The sequence below is a fragment of the Bacillus sp. FSL P2-0069 genome, from assembly GCF_038593315.1.
GTDB classification, from domain to species: Bacteria; Bacillota; Bacilli; order Bacillales; family Bacillaceae; genus Bacillus; species Bacillus safensis.
The window spans coordinates 1,924,651-1,942,980 of record NZ_CP151984.1; the positions used below are offsets into that span (position 1 = coordinate 1,924,651).

General features: G+C 41.0%; 26 protein-coding genes. 7 read left to right on the forward strand and 19 right to left on the reverse strand.

Annotated elements, in window-relative coordinates; translation table 11 throughout:
- Window positions 1–53: 53 nt before the first annotated feature.
- The gene (locus tag NSQ34_RS09610) at window positions 54–305 is read left to right on the forward strand and encodes a hypothetical protein (RefSeq protein ID WP_024422704.1); all 252 of its coding nucleotides are present in this window, start codon (window positions 54–56) and stop codon (window positions 303–305) included.
- A gap of 50 nt (window positions 306–355) precedes the next feature.
- Here the strand turns inward: NSQ34_RS09610 and NSQ34_RS09615 are convergent, their stop codons facing one another.
- The 12 genes from NSQ34_RS09615 to cgeC all read right to left on the reverse strand — a co-directional run bounded on the left by NSQ34_RS09615 (window position 356) and on the right by cgeC (window position 9,601).
- Window positions 356–1,186: a M15 family metallopeptidase gene (locus tag NSQ34_RS09615; RefSeq protein WP_024422705.1), complete on the reverse strand. Its 831-nt coding sequence runs from the start codon at window positions 1,184–1,186 to the stop codon at window positions 356–358.
- Between the two features lie 68 nt (window positions 1,187–1,254).
- Complete coding sequence (gene deoD / locus NSQ34_RS09620) at window positions 1,255–1,950, reverse strand: purine-nucleoside phosphorylase (protein WP_041117720.1); 696 nt, start codon at window positions 1,948–1,950, stop codon at window positions 1,255–1,257.
- Window positions 1,951–2,062: 112 nt separating this feature from the next.
- Window positions 2,063–2,380 carry a hypothetical protein gene (locus NSQ34_RS09625; RefSeq protein ID WP_056767072.1) on the reverse strand — a complete coding sequence of 106 codons (318 nt, stop codon included), beginning with the start codon at window positions 2,378–2,380 and terminating at the stop codon, window positions 2,063–2,065.
- Between the two features lie 54 nt (window positions 2,381–2,434).
- Window positions 2,435–3,043: a phosphatase PAP2 family protein gene (locus tag NSQ34_RS09630; protein WP_176967047.1), complete on the reverse strand. Its 609-nt coding sequence runs from the start codon at window positions 3,041–3,043 to the stop codon at window positions 2,435–2,437.
- A 50-nt stretch (window positions 3,044–3,093) separates the two neighbouring features.
- The gene (locus NSQ34_RS09635) at window positions 3,094–3,264 is read right to left on the reverse strand and encodes a YozD family protein (RefSeq protein ID WP_065214722.1); all 171 of its coding nucleotides are present in this window, start codon (window positions 3,262–3,264) and stop codon (window positions 3,094–3,096) included.
- 250 nt (window positions 3,265–3,514) lie between these two features.
- On the reverse strand, window positions 3,515–4,195 hold the full coding sequence (locus tag NSQ34_RS09640) for a hypothetical protein (RefSeq protein ID WP_024422708.1): 681 nt from the start codon (window positions 4,193–4,195) through the stop codon (window positions 3,515–3,517).
- 142 nt (window positions 4,196–4,337) lie between these two features.
- Window positions 4,338–4,562, reverse strand: a complete 225-nt coding sequence (locus NSQ34_RS09645; RefSeq protein ID WP_024422709.1) for a YozE family protein — start codon at window positions 4,560–4,562, stop codon at window positions 4,338–4,340.
- Window positions 4,563–4,641: 79 nt separating this feature from the next.
- Window positions 4,642–4,923, reverse strand: coding sequence for a YokU family protein (locus NSQ34_RS09650; RefSeq protein ID WP_024422710.1), 282 nt, complete (start codon window positions 4,921–4,923; stop codon window positions 4,642–4,644).
- Between the two features lie 2 nt (window positions 4,924–4,925).
- Window positions 4,926–6,326: a lysine 2,3-aminomutase gene (ablA, locus tag NSQ34_RS09655; RefSeq protein ID WP_034621297.1), complete on the reverse strand. Its 1,401-nt coding sequence runs from the start codon at window positions 6,324–6,326 to the stop codon at window positions 4,926–4,928.
- 118 nt (window positions 6,327–6,444) lie between these two features.
- Window positions 6,445–7,821: a sigma 54-interacting transcriptional regulator gene (locus NSQ34_RS09660; RefSeq protein WP_342500933.1), complete on the reverse strand. Its 1,377-nt coding sequence runs from the start codon at window positions 7,819–7,821 to the stop codon at window positions 6,445–6,447.
- Between the two features lie 146 nt (window positions 7,822–7,967).
- On the reverse strand, window positions 7,968–9,263 hold the full coding sequence (locus tag NSQ34_RS09665) for a glycosyltransferase family A protein (RefSeq protein WP_326847822.1): 1,296 nt from the start codon (window positions 9,261–9,263) through the stop codon (window positions 7,968–7,970).
- Between the two features lie 17 nt (window positions 9,264–9,280).
- Window positions 9,281–9,601, reverse strand: coding sequence for a spore maturation protein CgeC (gene cgeC, locus NSQ34_RS09670; protein WP_034280536.1), 321 nt, complete (start codon window positions 9,599–9,601; stop codon window positions 9,281–9,283).
- Window positions 9,602–9,807: 206 nt separating this feature from the next.
- Here cgeC and NSQ34_RS09675 point away from each other — a divergent pair, with 206 nt between their 5' ends.
- Entirely contained in the window at window positions 9,808–10,209 is a 402-nt protein-coding gene (locus NSQ34_RS09675; protein WP_024422714.1) for a hypothetical protein, read from the forward strand.
- Window positions 10,210–10,224: 15 nt separating this feature from the next.
- Window positions 10,225–11,187 (forward strand): DUF3880 domain-containing protein, encoded by a 963-nt coding sequence (locus NSQ34_RS09680; RefSeq protein WP_176967045.1) that lies wholly within the window; start codon window positions 10,225–10,227, stop codon window positions 11,185–11,187.
- 229 nt (window positions 11,188–11,416) lie between these two features.
- On the opposite strand, the gene NSQ34_RS09685 is transcribed toward NSQ34_RS09680, so the two are convergent.
- Window positions 11,417–12,139 (reverse strand): acylneuraminate cytidylyltransferase, encoded by a 723-nt coding sequence (locus NSQ34_RS09685; protein ID WP_046311519.1) that lies wholly within the window; start codon window positions 12,137–12,139, stop codon window positions 11,417–11,419.
- Window positions 12,140–12,385: 246 nt separating this feature from the next.
- Between NSQ34_RS09685 and NSQ34_RS09690 the strand changes: the two genes are divergently transcribed.
- Window positions 12,386–13,414 (forward strand): SDR family NAD(P)-dependent oxidoreductase, encoded by a 1,029-nt coding sequence (locus NSQ34_RS09690; RefSeq protein WP_061109259.1) that lies wholly within the window; start codon window positions 12,386–12,388, stop codon window positions 13,412–13,414.
- Between the two features lie 51 nt (window positions 13,415–13,465).
- Here the strand turns inward: NSQ34_RS09690 and msrB are convergent, their stop codons facing one another.
- Together msrB and msrA are read right to left on the reverse strand one after the other, a co-directional pair.
- The gene (gene msrB / locus NSQ34_RS09695; RefSeq protein ID WP_061109260.1) at window positions 13,466–13,897 is read right to left on the reverse strand and encodes a peptide-methionine (R)-S-oxide reductase MsrB; all 432 of its coding nucleotides are present in this window, start codon (window positions 13,895–13,897) and stop codon (window positions 13,466–13,468) included.
- Entirely contained in the window at window positions 13,897–14,430 is a 534-nt protein-coding gene (gene msrA / locus NSQ34_RS09700) for a peptide-methionine (S)-S-oxide reductase MsrA (RefSeq protein WP_024422720.1), read from the reverse strand. Before msrA ends, msrB begins: the two co-directional genes overlap by 1 nt.
- 138 nt (window positions 14,431–14,568) lie before the next feature.
- Between msrA and NSQ34_RS09705 the strand changes: the two genes are divergently transcribed.
- From NSQ34_RS09705 to NSQ34_RS09715, 3 genes are all read left to right on the forward strand, one after another.
- Window positions 14,569–15,000 carry a MarR family transcriptional regulator gene (locus tag NSQ34_RS09705; RefSeq protein ID WP_007500780.1) on the forward strand — a complete coding sequence of 144 codons (432 nt, stop codon included), beginning with the start codon at window positions 14,569–14,571 and terminating at the stop codon, window positions 14,998–15,000.
- Between the two features lie 54 nt (window positions 15,001–15,054).
- Entirely contained in the window at window positions 15,055–15,315 is a 261-nt protein-coding gene (locus NSQ34_RS09710; RefSeq protein WP_024422721.1) for a hypothetical protein, read from the forward strand.
- 69 nt (window positions 15,316–15,384) lie between these two features.
- Window positions 15,385–16,101, forward strand: a complete 717-nt coding sequence (locus NSQ34_RS09715) for a DUF4397 domain-containing protein (protein ID WP_235046713.1) — start codon at window positions 15,385–15,387, stop codon at window positions 16,099–16,101.
- Between the two features lie 32 nt (window positions 16,102–16,133).
- On the opposite strand, the gene ypmT is transcribed toward NSQ34_RS09715, so the two are convergent.
- The 4 genes from ypmT to NSQ34_RS09735 form a co-directional block, all read right to left on the reverse strand.
- The gene (ypmT, locus tag NSQ34_RS09720) at window positions 16,134–16,331 is read right to left on the reverse strand and encodes a protein YpmT (protein ID WP_024422723.1); all 198 of its coding nucleotides are present in this window, start codon (window positions 16,329–16,331) and stop codon (window positions 16,134–16,136) included.
- Between the two features lie 24 nt (window positions 16,332–16,355).
- Window positions 16,356–16,922: a YpmS family protein gene (locus NSQ34_RS09725; RefSeq protein WP_024422724.1), complete on the reverse strand. Its 567-nt coding sequence runs from the start codon at window positions 16,920–16,922 to the stop codon at window positions 16,356–16,358.
- A gap of 10 nt (window positions 16,923–16,932) precedes the next feature.
- Window positions 16,933–17,694: an SGNH/GDSL hydrolase family protein gene (locus NSQ34_RS09730; protein ID WP_024428150.1), complete on the reverse strand. Its 762-nt coding sequence runs from the start codon at window positions 17,692–17,694 to the stop codon at window positions 16,933–16,935.
- 69 nt (window positions 17,695–17,763) lie between these two features.
- A complete protein-coding gene (locus NSQ34_RS09735) occupies window positions 17,764–18,318 on the reverse strand; it encodes an SCO family protein (RefSeq protein ID WP_029708084.1) in 555 nt (184 codons plus the stop codon).
- Window positions 18,319–18,330 lie beyond the last annotated feature (12 nt).

The following is an 18,330-nucleotide window of genomic DNA, read 5'->3' on the forward strand; positions in this document are numbered from 1 at the left end:
AAGTCTCTCGCATAGGATAAGAGTGAAAAGAGTTTGTCATAAGGAGGAAAAACATGGAGCGCTACTACAAGCTTTGTCAGCAGCACATGGGGAAAGTCGCTAGAATTACTGACCGTAATGGCAGAGTACACGTCGGACGCATTGAGCGTGTGACAAACCGCAAAGTTTATATTCGTCCAGTCGGCGGGTCTCGCGGAGGCTTTGGCTTTGGCTATTGGGGCGGATATTATGGCTGGGGTGCAGCGTATGGCATCGGCCTCGGTTTCATTACCGGCTTCGCATTAGCAGGATTGTTCTTTTTTTAAAAGAAGAATAAGAGAAGGCCTCCCGAATAGCTGGGAGGCCTTTAACTTGTTTAGATTTTCTTTACTTTGTTCATGTATTCTTCAAATGTTAAATCATGATCATGCATCGCTTTTGCGGCTTCTTTTCCCACATAGCGCAGATGCCACGGCTCATATTCGTATTTCGTAATGTCTTCTTTTCCTTTTGGATAACGGATGATAAAGCCATATTTATAGGCGTTTTTAGCCACCCATTTGCCATCTGGTGTTTCACCAAACTTTTCAGAGATCTCAAAACCGGCACTTTTTGAGGAAATGTCCATGGCTAAACCTGTTTGATGTTCACTTTCGCCTGGTAAAGCGACTGCTTCTTGTGCTTTTTCTTTGCCTTTTAATTTGACCTCACTATCAAAAATGACTTTTTGACGGTCATAGGAGCGATAGCCAGATACTGCAGCAAGCTCGAAGTTTTCCTTTTTTGCACCTTTGAATAACTTCTCAAGCGCTTCCGCTGCTTCTTTGCGAATATATCGCTTTTCAATATCTTCCGAAAAAGAGAATTCTACTTTTGGTACAACGAGATCAGAAGGTTTATAGGTTCCTGGTAATGCATATTCTTTGTTGACAAGTGCTAGCACATTTTCAGGATTTTGAATGGTTTTCAGACCGCTCACAACCTTGATGTCATTGAAATATTCACTCTTTAACGTCAGCTCTTGATTCGATGAATCTGCCTTATCGTTTGAGTTGTGCTGGGGAGATGAACTTGCTGCGTTTTTTTGTTCGTTTGTTTTGTTTGATTCAGATGTACCGCTTTTTTGATCCAGCAACTGGCAGCCTGATAGCGCGGCTGTCAAACCAAGAATCGATGCGATTGAGAGTATTTTGTAGCTTTTCTTCATGACATACCTTCCTTTTGCTCTTCTAAAAAAATAAAGATGCGCTACATTGTAGCACACCCTTTATACTATTATAAAACGGAGTCTAGCGCAATTAAGATCATTTCATCAAACGTTGTTTGACGCTCTTCAGCCGTTGTTTCTTCTCCTGTTAGAACGTGGTCACTCACAGTCAAAATTGATAACGCTTTTCGATCAAATTTTGCTGCAAGAGAATAAAGAGCGGTTGTCTCCATTTCGATCGCTAGGATACCATATTGAGCCATGAGCTCAAGTGGTTTTTCATTGTAAAATTGGTCTGCTGTAAATACATTTCCGACACGTACAGCGACATTTTTTGCTTCTGCTGTGTCGTAGGCTTTCTTGAGCAGGCCAAAATCAGCACATGGCGCATAATCAATCGGTCCAAATGCCACACGATTCATTTGTGAATCTGTTGATGATGTCTGGGCTAAAATGACGTCACGTACATGAACATCTCTTTTGATGGCTCCGCAAGATCCAACGCGAATTAAGTTTTGAACATCATAGCTTTGAATGAGTTCATTCACATAAATTGAAATAGACGGTACGCCCATTCCAGTGCCCTGTACAGAAACACGTTTCCCTTTATAGGTTCCAGTAAAACCATACATTCCGCGCACTTCGTTATAGCACTCAACATCTTCTAAATATGTATCTGCAATATATTTCGCACGAAGCGGATCGCCTGGCAGCAATACCGTTTCTGCAATTTGTCCTTTTTCTGCTCCAATATGTACACTCATTTTTTAGCCTCCACTTACGTTTACTATGTATTTTATCCTATTTATTATAAACGATCGAGCTTAAAAAGGAAAATACCAGCTGGATCTCAAGCTGGCATCATTCATGATCTATTCAACTTATCGTCATTAGTCGTTCACTACGTTTCCACCCTGCCGGAGAGAGCTGATAATAGCACTTCCCCTTTTTCTTATCATCAATCACAACAATATCACCTGTTGTGATAAACCGCGCATTGTAATCATTAGGGACTGTATCATGTACATTAAATGTCGAGAATGCTTTTTCCAATACATCAAGGTGTGTTCTGCCGCCAATCTTTGTCCGGTACACAGGCTGATGCCCGCTTGCAGCGCCATATTCAGGTGTCTGATAAATGGTTAAGTGAAATGCTGAAGGTTTCTTTTGAAAAAATCTCAACGTCAATTGCATTCAAATCCCTCCCCTTTTATATAAAATTGGCTGGGATCTGTCAATTTCCTTCTTCTATTTTTGTCGAATGACAGGCAATCTTTCGTCAATCTTTTTACAAATGAGAAATAGAGCGAGTCCTATCGCAAAGCCTCCTGCAACATCTGTCAAATAATGCACCCCGATATACATCCGGCTGATGCCAATGGCCAGAACGCAAAGCCCTGTGATCAAATAGACGATTTTTTGTCTTTCTTTCAGCGATGGGCTCATTTCAACTAATAGATAAGCAATAAAAGGGTAGATGGTGGCTGCATTCATCGAATGTCCGCTCGGAAAGCTGTAATACGTTTCAACTACAAGGTGATCAAAGGCCGGACGCTCTCTAGCAAACAGCCCCTTTAATTCATGATTGATTGTTTTTTCTGTGAGATATAGTAGAAAAAGCATCATGATAGAGTAGTAGCGCTTATACATAAACAAGACCACACTAAAAATGAGCATGATTGGAACGAGCAGCGCGCTGATGCCTAAGTCCGTCAAAGCGAGCATGACATCATTTAAAAAAGGGAGTCTGATGCTTTCAAACCATAAGAGGATCTGGTTGTCCAAATCTTGAAAAGCCCCAGATGCCACGAGCGCAGCAATGGCGCCAAATAAAATGAAAAGAAATAGGATGTACACGCGAAGGATTCCCCTCCCTCTCTCTTCAGAATCTCTTCAAAGTATAGTGCCTACCACGCCTCTTCTTCAACTATCATTGCTTTTTTCAGCATATATTCAAATGTAATGTCAGCCAGCTCAAATGTTTCAAGCTCAGCAGGTATGTACCCTCTTTTGATCAGCTCCACGTAGAAGAACTCCGCAATTTCCTCTGTATCAATCACCAAATCTGCTTCTTTCATTGCATTCCGCCTCCTTTTTTATGATGTATGAACGCCGGCTGTTTTTTATTACAGTTTGTCATAATGGCTCATTCCATACATATAAATGCAGTAAACAAAAAGAAAAGGGGCTTGAAAGAATGAAATGGTTAAGCATATTAGATGGAGAAACTTTTGATCAGGTGATGGGCCGTATCTTGAGGGGATGGTTTTATGTGATTGCATTTTTCTGTGTGCCTTATTTTTTATTCGTGTTAGGACAAGTCTTTCTTTAACCAAAATGTTCGTGTAAACTTTCCAAAATAAAATCCATCATATCCTTATATTCTGGATCTTTGAAAAATTCATAGAGAATTTTATAATCGTTATAAATATCAAGAAGCTCATCCACTATAGATACAGCCAGAAATTCAAGTGAAGATTCGCTTTCTTGTTTCTCTTCTAGCTGCAATAGAGCCGTTTGGACCATATCTTCTTCTAACTCTTTTGAGGTTTCTCCGACGTAATGCACAAAAAGAAGCTGATGAACAAACTGGTCCATCTCATATTTTCTTAGGACAAGCGTTAAATCTTCCTCTTCTGTTTCCAGCCACTCTCCGTCTTTCAGCCTCGTGAGTTCGTAAATGACATCTTCCCAGCCATCTTCAAGGTAGCGCCAAATTTCAGTCCGATGACCGATGATTTTAAATAGCTCTTTTCCGTAATCTTTTACATATACAACATCGCCAATGAGGAACTCATATTCAATGTCCAGCTTTTCTGTATCGACAATCACTCCGCTATACTCATCGTAAAGCTGGAGTGATGTTTCAAAATAAAGCACCTCATTATGATTGACCTCATATAAATAGTGCTGGTCAATTTGATGGACTTTTGTAATCGTTCCGACTGTGCCGTACATGACAACGACGACAATATCCCCTACTTGATATTTTGGTGCTTTCGCCTTCATTCTGTCTCCCCCTTGCCCGACTTTTGGTCTTAACGTATCGTATGCCGGCGCAAGGAATTCTGCATGGGCAACCACACCATGCAAAACGCCGTTTTATTTCTCATGAAAAAACCGCTTCTCCATTCGGATAAGCGGTTGTTTGTTATTTTTTTTTGACTTCTACTTCGTATTGCTCAAACGCTTCGTCAAATGTTGTCATTGAGCTTAAATAATCACCATTTAATTCTAAATAAGCGCACAGCTCATGATAATCTGTGGAAGCTTTAGGAAAGCTGTGATCCTCATACGCAGCATTTGCGAAATGGCTGATTTCATCTTTCGGTTTTGGATGTCTGAACTTCATTAAATAATGGTAAAACGACTTCACCTGTTTTTCCCTCCGCGACACACTATTTTGTTGTTATATTATACAGCAATTTGATGACTTGTATAGGCGGAGGTACAACTTATGATGAAAAGTCAAAGTAATTTCGCTTTAATAACCGCTCCATGCTCATTAATTCCTCGTAGGAGATTTTTTCTGGAAGTTTTGTCTGATCCACTAAAATTAATTGATCCTCAATCTCTTTGACCGTCTCATCTTTTTGATAGATCATCCCGCAGTGCGTGCAGGAAATGGACGGCGTTTCGATGATTTCAATTGATTGTGTGCCCGTGATCAGTTCCCAATAGACTGTTGTCTGCTCCGCATTTGCTTTGTTTTCCTCACACCAATCACATGTCAGCAAGGCTATTTCTCCTCCTTTACGGTTTGTTCTTTTTTGAGCTGCGCTTGATATTTCTTCTCTTTTAATTCATCTCGTTTTTCACGTTTGTTTTTAAGTGTGTCGTGCTCAGGATTTGTCTCATATGCTTCTCTACGTTTCATTCGGCTTAAATTCTCAGGCGTAAACGATCTCGCTTCATCCTCAAATAGTGCGGTAATACCAATTGCCGGCTCTTGTTTCTCTTCATAAATTTCATTAAAATACGCATCTGCCTGGCCTGCGACGTAATGCTCTGGTTCTGGATAAGAGGTGATGACACCTTCAAAGTTACGAAGGACGACTTTCTCAGGGCTTTGCGATAATAAATAATTTGGCTGTAAGGCAATTTTCCCTCCGCCTCCTGGCGCATCTACAACAAAGCTTGGTACTGCGTAACCACTCGTATGTCCTCTTAAGCCCTCAATGATTTCAAGCCCTTTTGAAACCGGCGTTCTAAAGTGGCCAATGCCCTCAGATAAATCACATTGATAAATATAATATGGTCTGACCCGAATCTTCACAAGATCGTGCATCAGCTTCTTCATAATCGGCACACTGTCGTTAATACCTGCAAGGATGACGGCCTGATTCCCTACAGGAACGCCGGCATTCACAAGACGTTCGCACGCTTCTTTTGCTTCTTTTGTGATTTCAATACTTGTATTGAAATGGGTGTTCAGCCAAACTGGGTGATATTTTTTCAAAATCTCGCACAGCTCATCTGTAATACGCTGCGGAAAGACAACCGGCGCGCGGGTTCCAATCCGAATGATCTCAACGTGCGGAATATCTCGTAAGTTTTTCAAAATGTATTCAAGCACTTGATCATTGATTAAAAGCCCATCTCCGCCAGAAATTAACACGTCCCGCACCTCAGGTGTTTCTCTAATATATCCAATTGCAGCATCTAACTGCTTTTTCGGCACACCCATACCAATCTGGCCGGAAAAACGTCTTCTCGTACAATAACGGCAGTACATGGAGCACTGATTTGTCACAAGAAACAGTACACGATCTGGATATCGGTGCGTGAGCCCCGGGACAGGTGAGTCCTCATCTTCATGCAGCGGGTCTTCCAGATCATATTTTGTTTTATGAAGCTCTTCTGCAATTGGCACAGATTGCATACGTATTGGACATCTTGGATCGTCTGGATTCATCAGTGAGGCATAGTAGGGTGTAATGTTGAGTGGAATGGTTTTAGTGGAAATCTTCACCCCTTCTCGTTCCTCTTCTGTTAAGTTTACGATTTTTTCTAAATCCTCAAGCGTTTTCACGGTATGCGTCAGCTGCCAAATCCAGTCGTTCCACTTTTCCTCAGGTACATCCTTCCAAAGCTCAATGTCCTTCCAGTGACGTGCCGGTTCATACAATTTCTGATTCATATCCATTCCCCCTATCAGCATTCACTTTATACTATGCAAGTTATGTGCCAACATGGGAAAATGCCCCTATTCTTTACAAAAGGAGCTTTTACCCGTCATATTCAATTGGATGTTGTGCCTATATTTCGGCATCTGCATATTTCTTTAATTTATATTGCAGCGTTTGTCGAGGGATTTTTAAAGCAGCGGCGGTTTTTTTAATATTTCCATTATGCTGATGTAAAGCTTCTTGAATCAATGTTTGTTCAAATGAAGACACTTGATTTTTTAAGGAGGATTCAGATGTTTCTTTTTCCAGCTTTTGCTCACATAAATGAGCCGGAAGGTATAGAGGGATGATCTCTTCCGCTTCCTTTGGCATCATCAACACGGCATGCTCTATCGTATGTTTTAATTCTCTGACATTCCCAGGCCAGTGGTGCGCCATAAACAATCGTTCCGTTTCTTCAGAAAGGCGTGTAACGTTTTTTGAAAACTGCTGATGATAGGTTTGAATGAAGTGGCGGGATAGCAGCGTGATATCTTGCTTTCTTTCACGAAGCGGCGAGATATGAAAAGATGATACATGCAGTCTATAAAATAAATCTTCTCTTAAAATTTGCTTTTTCACTGCTTCGAATGGGTCCATATTGAGCGCAGTAATGAGCCGAACATCCACTTGAATGGATTTTGCGTCACCGATGCGGCGGACAACGCCATCCTCTAACACACGTAATAATTTCGTCTGCAGCGTGAGCGGCATCGCTTGCAGCTCATCAAGAAAAAGTGTGCCCCCATCAGCTAATTCGAAAAGTCCCTTGCGATCAAGTGCGCCCGTATAGCTCCCTTTGACAGATCCGAACAATAAACTTTCAAGTAATGATTCTGGGAGTGCTGCGCAGTTTTGCGGAATGAACACTTGATTTTTCCGGTCAGATTCATGGACAATGGCTTGAACGAGCACTTCTTTTCCTGTCCCTGTTTCCCCGTAGACAACAACTGATGATGGATAAGCAGCTGCTTTTTTTGCCCTTTCAAGCATTTCTTTTAAAAGCGGATCATTTGTTAAAAATGAAGCAAAATCATGCATTTGTACGGCCTCAGCCGCGTCTTGTGTCCGCTTTTTTTGCCCTAACCGATTGGAAAGAGCCGACAGCTTTGATACATCTTTTGCGACTTCGACCGCGCCTATTAACTCGTTATCTTCGATAATAGGCAATGTCGTGTTCACTGTTTCAATCCTTTCTCCATTTTTATTCAAATAGGTTTGCAGCGAATGATAAATGGGCTTTCCTGTTCGCAACACATGCATGAGCGTACTTGTCTTTTCAGTTAAAGAGGGATACACATCAAGGATGTACTTGCCAATCACCTCTTCTTTTTGTAAAGAGTCAAACTTAGCGGCATTATGATTGTAAAAAATCGTCATCCCTCGATCATCTACAACGTGAATGGCTTCATCAATAGCTTCTAAAATCAATTCAAACCAATCTGCTCTTTCGACAACCTTCCCCATTCTTTCCCCCTCACTTTCAGTGCCAAAAAACCGGCATCAATTGCCAAGTTTTCAGCGGCTTGATCATTTCTTAAAGGTTCCTGTCCTTTTCATGTTTCGCTTTTTCCTTTCTACTTCCTGCAATCATTGCGAAAAAAGCACCCCTCTTATGAGGAGTGCTTTCGTCCGGATGTTTGATAAAGAGACATATCGAATTCTTGCAGCGATTCCCTATACAGCGGCACAATCGGCTTTCCTTCCTGAAAAAACGCAAATTGGGATGGGTACAGCTTAATCGGCTGATGATAAAAAGCAAATCGCTTCACGACCTCAGGATCAATACGGCAAAAGGCATAATGCACAAGTAAATAAACATCTTGTTTCCATTTAAACAGGCGCCTGTTTGGCGGACTGAAAACTGGAGAAGCTTGAATGATGCTGCCATCCTCAAATGCCTGAAGCTGATCATTTGAAATCGTATAGATCTCCTTAGGGTGAAACTGAAAATATTGCACGTCACGTTTTGAAGCAAACCGTCTTTTTTTCTGATCTTCAATATAAAAGAACGTTTTCCCATTATCTGCGGTAACGACTGTATAATTGGGTACTGCCAGCTTCTCTTTCATTTCATATTTCATCTCACATAACAGCGGAACACGGATCGCACGCCTGTTCTTTTCATTGATCCAGCGTTTTTCAATTCCATGAAGTTTCCCGTCTGCGATTTGATAATAATCTCCTTCTTTTTCAATGACCGTTCCGTCAATTAAATCATACGGCATACTCGAAAACAGATGATGAAAGGAATGGGGCGTTTTATACGTTGTATCCAGTACATCTTTTAATGGAAAAAACGCAGCGAAATGATTCAGCCTCATCCAAAATACAGAATCTGCATGATGCCAGTGCTTTGGCTCATCATCCCAATATTGTCCGTATTTTTCATAGATCAGTGGAAGCAAGCAGCTTCTGTGCATGACCGAACAATGGTCCACTTGAAAGGACGCATGCTCTAAGATTTGATCTGCTTCTCGAATAAAACTCATCGTTTCCACTAAATGCTGATCAACATGCACGACCCGCTGCGAGGAATACACAATATCTATGTGAGGCTTCGACCGAAAAACATCCACCATTTTAAGCAAACGATCTTTATGGTACATGGTATCATCGGTTAAATAACAAATGAGCTCACCTGTTATACGGGTTAATGCTTCATTAATAAGCGTCGCATATCGTGCGGTTAACAGCCGTTTTGCTGGATGAACTGTGTGCGAATACAGCTGAATGCGTTCATCACTTAAATAGGGCTGGATCTTTTGAATGGTGCCCTCTTCTGAGCCATCATCCATAATCAAAAGCTCCCAATGCGGATACGTTTGATCTACCATACTCTTTAGCACACGATCAATGAAATCTGGTTTATTGTAGCTTGTTAAAATCACCGATACTTTCATGATCATTATCCTTTTTGATTAGATTAAAAAGCCCCCCAGCTGACAATGTTCACATAAGGAACACTCACTCTTAGCTGATTTGTCGCGTTTTTAAAGACTGCAACTGTATCAAACAATTGCACGACAACCACGTTTTGAAGTACATCTCCATTGACCAAATGAACACGCGGCACTGGAATGCCAAGCTCAAGCCATGGACGAAGTAATTCTTTGATGTCTGACACATTCTCTTCCCCACTTTCTTCTAAAAGACGAAGAAGAAGTAAAATCAAGATGATTTCAAGCACTCCTTCCGACTCTAGTAATTCTTCGTTCCAACCATCTAATAATTGTTCAAATTCCATTCATAATCCCTCTCTCTTCACATTTAATCTTTACTAGAGTATGAGCGTCACTTCATTTAGCCTCAGCATTTGAAAACATTTTTAAAAATGTGTGAAGTGATTAAATGAAAAAAAGATCAGGAATCAGCGTTCTGCTTATGCCAAAAAAAAAGAACGGCATATACATAGGGGTGAGTTTGAATTGATGAAGAAAGGATGGGGAAAAAATGAGCGAAAAGCGTGCTGAATTAAAAAAGGAACTATTGAAAGTGTTTTTCAAACCAATTACTCATGCATTAACAGCTAATCTCGAAGAAGGAGGAGTTCAAATGGAAGAAAAATTGAACGATTTATTAAGTGAAGTGGCAGCTGAGGCATCACCTTCAGATTCTGCTACAACACTCGATGTATCTCAGCCAGCAAGATGGATCTTTGCAAGACTTGCACCAGGAACAGTCATTAGCATTGTCACTGACTCAGGAGATTTAATTGGGCCAGTTCAATTTGTATCATTCGATGCTTCAACAGGTGTTGTATTTGTTACACAAGAAAGCTCTGTCACACCTACAGGCTCAGCAACGACTCTATTAGATGTAGATAAAGTTGAAAGTGTTACATTCACATCTTAATGTGAGAGGATCATCATGAAGCTTCTTTATATCAGTTCTGGCTACGGCGGAATCTATCACATGTTTGATCAATGGGTAGAAGAAAGCTTCATTGATTCCCCCTTTTCATGTGTAAAGATTGATAGAGAATCTCTACCCACGAACATGCACAAAATCCGGACATTTTCTCCGGATTTTGTTTTGATGATGATCGGTGATCATGTTCCGAAAGATGTGCTTCATCAATTCAAACAAGAAAAAATCCCGATTGTTCTTTGGATGACAGAAGATCCCTTTTATACAGATGTGTCAGCTGCTTGCGCACATGAAGCTCAGCTTATATTAACGATTGATGAAGGGGTTTTGCCATTTTATAAACAATTAGGCGCTGATCATACGCACTACTTTCCCATTCCGGCAAATACACGTGTCTTTCAGAAAAATGAATCGCCAGAAAAGATGTGCACGTATGACATTGCACTCATTGGCTACCCTTATCCCAACCGCATCAAAGCCATCGATACACTCTTGCAGCAAAACAAATGGCGTATTCTCGTTGCAGGTAAGGAATGGCACCGTCACTTAAATAAATCACGGAGACATTATCGTGATTTCACACTCATAACGAATTGGCTGAGTCCTCAGCAAATGGCGGACATCTATCAGCAGACAGCAATTGTCCTGAATCCGCATAGGCCGGCTCAATTTGCGTATAACAAAAACAAAGCCATGATTCAAAATATGAGCCTCAATAACAGAGCATTTGACATTGCTGCAACTGGGAGTTTTCAATTGACGGATCTACCTCCGCCGCCTGCTTTTTCAAGCTTTGCTTTTTACAAAGATGAGGATGATTTGATAAAACAGGTGGAATACTATGGATCAAATGCCGGTGAAAGAAAGGCGGCCGCACTGAACAACTATGAGCAAGCCGTTCGCTGGAATACATTTGATACGATGCCACAAAGGCTTTATGACATTGTAAAAAGCGCCCTATAACTGGGCGCTTTCAAATTGTTGACAAAGGGCTAAAATGTTCTTGATTTTAGCCCTTTGTCTTCTTTTCAGCGTGATAGAAAGCCTTTGCAGTGTAGGAAGGGCGAGTACCGGAGCGGAGCGAATTTGACATTCGTGAGCACCGGAGCGCAGACCTGACACCGAATGCGAGGGTTTGTCTACACGCTGAAAGCGCCCTATAACTGGGCGCTTTTTCTCGTTGAATGCCAGCTTATGCATGATCTTCCGCATCTCGGTGAGCTAATAAGATTTTCTCTGCCTCTTTCCGGTCTGCCTCCTGTTTCACCACAAGCGACCGCGTGCGATCCATCATATAAGCTCCGACAGATCCTTCTAAAAAGGAATGAATGCATTCTTTTGCATAATGAGCATGAAAAGCATATACCGCACCATTTAGCCGGCCATACGTATATGGCTGCTCATGCTTTGGCATGAAAAAGTAATGATTGTCCTTATATAAAGTAGCTTCATTGTTTTCATGCAGTGTCCAAGTTTCATTTGGGTTTTCTAACGCCTCTGTAAAAGATGCGGTGCAGTCATATCCCCCTTCCACTAAAAGCTGCAAGCACTTCTCGATATCTGCCGGCTGTCTTAGAGGAGACGATGGATGCAGATACAGCACAATATCAAAGGTTTTTCCCTCCCGCTCTAAATAAGCAAGCGCATGCTTCACAGCTAACAGTGACGGCGTTTGTTCTGTCACATGTGTGCTTGGCAGTTCAATCACATTTGCTCCGTAGTGAGATGAAATGATTTGCGTATTGACATCCTCTGAGGAGACGATGACTTCATCTAATTCAATCATTTGCAGTAACGGCTGAATGGTCCAATAGATAAGCGGCCTCTCTGCCAATATGCGTATGTGTTCATCATGCTGGCCGTCGTGACTTCTAAATGCAGGTATCATAGCTAAAATACGATTTCCCCTATACATGTCTTCTCTTCTCCCCTCGCGCACAGCTCCCTTACCATTTTCTTCCCGAGCTGACCGCAGTACTGAAGTATTCAGGTCTCTCGTTTTTCTAGTTGATCTCTTATCTCTCCATATTCTATTAAGACGACTAGCAGATGGTTATAATTTGTTCACCTAATTTATGCATGAAGTGGTTCTTTTCCTCAAACGAATGCCGCTCTTTCACATATGATGCAAAGTAGAGAAATGAGAGTTGGGGGATTAGATATGTCCAAACAGATAGAAACGACTTTGAAGACCTTTTTTCGTGACAAAACGATATTGGTTACAGGCGGTACGGGGTCAATCGGCCGACAAATCGTGAATAAATTAACAAGTTGCTCTCCAAAGAAGATAATCGTCTTCAGTAAAGATGACAGCAAACAATACATGATGAAAAATGAGTACGCAGAACATCCAGAAGTCGTATTCGCTTTAGGAGATGTCCGGGATGCAAGCCGCGTGAGACAGCTCGTCAAGGGTGTGGATATCATTTTCCATGCAGCGGCCTTAAAACAAGTACCCACTTGTGAAGATAATCCGTTCGAAGCCGTTCAAACGAATATCATCGGCGGACAGCACGTCATTGAAGCCGCCCTCGAACATGAAGTGAGTCATGTCGTCAACATTTCAACTGACAAAGCGGTTTCTCCGACGAATGCTATGGGTGCAACAAAATTGATTTCAGAAAAACTATTTTTCCAAGCAAACGAAAGTATTCCGAATCAAAAAACCAGGTTTTGCTCTGTACGCTTTGGCAATGTGCTTGGATCTAGAGGTTCCGTTATTCCGATCATGCTCCAGCAGCTATTAAATGAAAAACCTTTGACCGTGACTGATCCTCATATGACACGTTTTTTTATGTCTATTGAAGAGGCTGTTTCCCTCACACTTCAAGCAGCAATTATGATGAAAGGCGGCGAAACCTTCATTCTCAAGATGGAGTCCTTACAGCTTGCCGATCTCCTAAAAGCGTTTCACGAATATGCCGCTCAAATCAATGCTAAATCTCCAGATGTTCTTGTAGTCGGAAAAAGACCTGGCGAAAAGCTTCACGAGGAGCTCACATTCCCGCACGAAGCAGATGCACTGTTTGAACATGAACAATTTTATGCCATTTTACCAAGACCACATTTGCACCCTGCCTTTCAAAAAGTCGACTTAACGAATTACACCTCAAAAGAAGCACCGCTCATTACAAAAGAAAAGCTGTTCCACATCATCGAACAATTACATCATACACATCATAAAAAATAAAAAATCGTCACACGGAAGCAGCTGCTTTCCATGTGACGATTTTTAGATGGATCAATCAAATAGATGTTTCAAATTCCCGTAGCCTTCTTTTTCAAGATCATCCTTTGGGATAAACTTTAAAGCGGCTGAGTTAATACAATACCGAAGACCGTTTGGCCCTGGGCCATCAGGGAAAACATGACCTAGATGAGAATCAGCTGTTTTACTGCGAACCTCTGTCCGCACCATTCCATGACTCGTATCAACCTTCTCTGCTACTTCTTCCTCTTCAAGCGGTTTTGTAAAACTTGGCCATCCGCAGTGGGCATCAAACTTATCTAAAGAAGAAAAAAGCGGCTTTCCTGAAATGATATCCACATAGATACCTTCTTCTTTATGATCCCAAAATTCATTTTGAAATGGCGGTTCCGTGCCATTATTTTGCGTGACTTCGTACTGCATGCGGTTTAATTCTTTTATACGCTTTTCTTTTTCATTTGCCATTATTTATCACTCCAATGGGACTCAATAAAACCGGCTCTGCCCGAACCGACATGATATCGTTCGTAGTGCATTTTGTTTTTCTTATAATAATGCTGATGATATTCCTCTGCTGGATAAAAAGGACCTGCGTCTAAAATTTCTGTAACGATTGGCTTTTTGAAAATCCCGCTTTGGCTCAGCTGCTCTTTCGATGCTTCTGCTAGCTTTCGCTGCTCGTCATGATGAACATAAATACCTGTACGGTAAGATTCCCCTCTATCGCCAAATTGCCCGCCATCGTCTGTTGGGTCTATTTGCTGCCAATACAGCTCTAGCAGCTTCTCATACGGGAACACGTCAGGATCAAACGTGATTTGAACCGCTTCTCTATGTCCCGTTGTATTTGTACATACTTCCTCATAGGTCGGATTCACTGTATGTCCGCCAGTATACCCTGATTCAACTTTGATAATGCCCGGCTGTTCATCAAAAGGTTTAACCATACACCAGAAGCAGCCTCCTGCAAATGTGGCTAATTCTTGTTTTTCAGACATATTAGTGCCCCCTTCATTTAAAAAATGGTATCATCATATTATAACATGATAAAAAATAATGAAAATGATACGACTTGTCTACCTAAAATAAAAGAAAGCATTCTGTCGTATCTTTAAAATATAATGGGGGTTTAATGATTGGAACAAAGAAAACAAATGATGTACGAAATGGACACTTTACTGAGAACCGTATTTAAGCAGATCCGTTATGAAATTAACAGCCTGCTCGAAAACGAATTATCTCGGAATGAATTTCTTATTTTAAATCTGCTCCGTGAGCAAGGTGCAAAAAAAGTAACGGAATTCGCTTCCATTCTTGGAGTGTCAGCAAGTCATATTACCGCTGTGACTGACACACTCGTAGAAAAAGGCTGGATCACCCGTATCCGCTCAAAAGAGGACCGCCGCATCATCAAAATCCACTTAACCGATAAGGGTAAGGAAATTACTGAGCATTTTGAGAAAAAGAAAACCGAATACTTTATGGAGCGATTTGAATCATTTGATGACGAAGAACTAAAAACCATGATCAAATTATTTAAAAAGCTGGATAAAAGTCAAAAGGATTAAGCATAGATTTTAGCGCTCAGGACATGCTACGGATAAAAAGAGGTGGAACAAACCATGACAAGCCCTTATCTTTGTCCAAACTGTAAAACAAACAGAACGCGCTTTAATCTCATTGAGCAGCTTTCAGAACCTGTAAAGCTTGATCCAGCAACAGGAGCAGTTGTTGAAAGATACGAAGGAGAACAGCTGTCTCCTTTTCACTTGAGCTATCAAGGTCCTCAAATGAAAGTCCAGTGCGGTGTTTGTGGTTTAATTGAGGATGAAAAAACGTTCATTAAACTAGCTGAATATCATCAATATTCTTCTCCTTCTTAACATGCCGGCCTGACGGAAAACGTCAGGCTTTTTTCTATGCTTCTTTTGCCTATACAGATCGTCTTTTTCATGCATACGCTACAAAAAACACCATTGCATGAGAAAGAAGGGATTGATGACATGCAGCAGCTCTTTTATCATGACTTTCCATATCGGCCATTCGCTGACACCTACGAGCATCTTCAAAGCAGCCCTTCATCAAAAGCCTTTATTCGATTATTTCACGCTGCACCAGATCTCAGTGAGCTCGCTGTTTATGTGAACCGGAAGCAGATAATGAAACCAATGCCTTACAGCCATTTGACCGCTTATATGGAGTGGGATGAGGGAATGTATGAAATAGAAGTGTTCAAACTGGCTACAAATGAGAGAATTCTTCATTCCCGCATTCGATTTAAGAGCGGCGAGGTCTACACATTATGTATCACAGGTGCCCGTGCAGGCTTTGCACTCTTGACTGAGCAGCAGGCTACTTTGATCAAACAAGAAGACCTGTCAGCACTTACATTTGTACAGCTGTCTCCGGACCTTCCTTCTATAGATATATACGAACGAGACCATGGGGTTATATCGAAGGAGCTTGATTATGTAAACAGCACCCACATTCATCATTTCTCCCCGAACAAATATCATTTTGAATTGAAAGCCGCCGGCACTCAAAGTGTACTGCTTGATATCCCAAAAGTTCATCTGCAAACAAAGCGTGCATACCTGATTCTGCTTCATGGTTTTGCTAACGGAGATCCTGAACTTATGGCAAAGGTGGTCTTGTCTCGGCAATTATAAAAAAGAGCCTTTCCTAAAGTGGAAAAGGCTCCTTACGAGACATCTTCAGCTTTTTCTTGCTTTTGAAAATCAAAAGCAAGAATCATCGTGCCTAGAAATAATGCACAGTAGGCAATATTTAAGTAAAACTGATCGATATTTTCTGCTTTTAAAGCATTGGCAGCTGTTATGCCAAAGTACGCAGCAAATAAAAACGACAGTAAACTAAAATATTGATAGACTCGCTTCATGATTTCACTCCTGACTCACACGTTCTATTGCTTTGGATGATAATATGAGAATTCAATTTCATCGTTCTGCAGATCAATTTTATTTGCTTTCACATACATATCATTCGTCAGCGGCATTTCTGAAAGACGCACTTCAACCGTTTTTTGATCCGGTTTTACATGAACGAACTCTGGCAGCTCATAGAACTGACCCATGTAGCTTAAAACAAAACTAATCGGAATGCTCAATTGTCCAATTGAAAAGTCATCCACTTTCAAAAGCACATCACCATTATCTTCAACAGTTGGCGTAAATGAGACGTTTGCATCAATCGTTGAAGAGAAAGCTTTAATTGCGCCTGTTACTTTCACATCTTGATCGATTGCTACATGAAAGTCTGGCATATCATTTGATCCTTGATTTTTCAAATAATCATTCACAAAGCTGGTGAGTGATTCCTTTGAGCTGGATATATTAAAAGCATATTCGCTTTTCACTTCTTTGGTTGAAGCGGATTGACCGCCTGGCAGCAGCATCAAAATACCGCAGCCAATCACAATCAATAGATTGATTGCAAGTAAAATAAAAAATAAGCTTTTCCATTTTTTCATCTGTTTCACCCTATTCCTTCGGCAGTCCTTCTTTTTTCACTTCGGAGAATAAACGATTTGCCATAAGAGAGTACCCCTTTTGGTTTGGGTGGAAATCATCTTCTGCCAGTAATTTTTCATCAGAACCTTCTTCAAATAAATCTGCTACATTGATCATATCCGCATTGCCGTCTTTTTTGAGTTCCTTTTTGGCAGCGGCATTCCAGTCTTGAACGACTTCATCAATATCTCGCAGCTCAGACAAACTGAATTTAAAAGGATTGTACATGCTGACATACATGATTTTCGCATGGTCATTCTGTTCTCTCAGTTGAGCAAGAATGGTTTTAAAGCGCTCTTCAAAAGGACCCTGCTCTTTTTGAAAAGGAGCAAACGTCAAATTAAGCACATTTTGACGGACAACATGCATGAGATCATTCCCGCCGATCGTAAAGAAAATATAGTCAGCGTCTTTCAGTCCGTCCTGCACCTTTTTTTCTTTTAATCTTTTTAATAAATCTACTGTTCTACTGCCTTTAATGGCATAGTTTTTTAATGTGACAGACTGCACGCCGTCCACTGCTTCTATCTTGTCACGGGTTATGCCTGCATAGCCTTTTTTATCTTGATCTCCGATTCCTTCTGTTAAGGAATCTCCAACCGCTGCGATGGTAATATGTTCTTTTACTTTTGGTGTGTCTTCTAGTTTATCCTTTATGCCAGCCTCTTGCGCGGAACATGCAGAAAGAACAAAAGCTAGAGACATCACAATCAAAATCAAACGAGCCTTCAAACGATGATGTCCCTCCTTTTTCTGATTAAAAAAGTGTATCATGTTTTCGCCCATTTGAACATCCTTATGCTAGCTTCGGTTCAGCGTTTTGATGTCCTTGATGATATCATCATAAGGTGTGTTTTGCACGCCATCATAATTTTTCATCACTTTCCCATCTTGATTGACAAGAAAAAACAGGGACTGATGAATCACTTGGTCTTCATCTTCAGGTTTTTTTACAATGGTTTTAAAGCTTTTCATTGCGAATTTTTCAATTTCTGACTGTGAATACCCAGTGAGAAAATCCCAATTTTTAAAGGACAATGGATAGGCTTTTGCAAATTCCTTTAGCTTTTTCGGTGAATCGACCTCTGGGTCCACGCTAAAGGAAATGATATGCGCATCCAATTTTTCTTCTTTTAACCGTTTTTGCAGCTCTGTCATATGAGCAGTCATCGGCGGACAAATCGTTTCACAGCTTGTGAAAATAAAATCAGCTACCCATACTTTCCCCTTCAAATCATCCAATGACACCTTTTGGCCATCTTGATTTTCAAACTCAAACGGCTCTATTTGATAATTTAAAGCATCCTTGATTTGCCCATTTGAACATGAGACTAAAAGAAGCACGCTTATCATCATAAGCGCACCAAG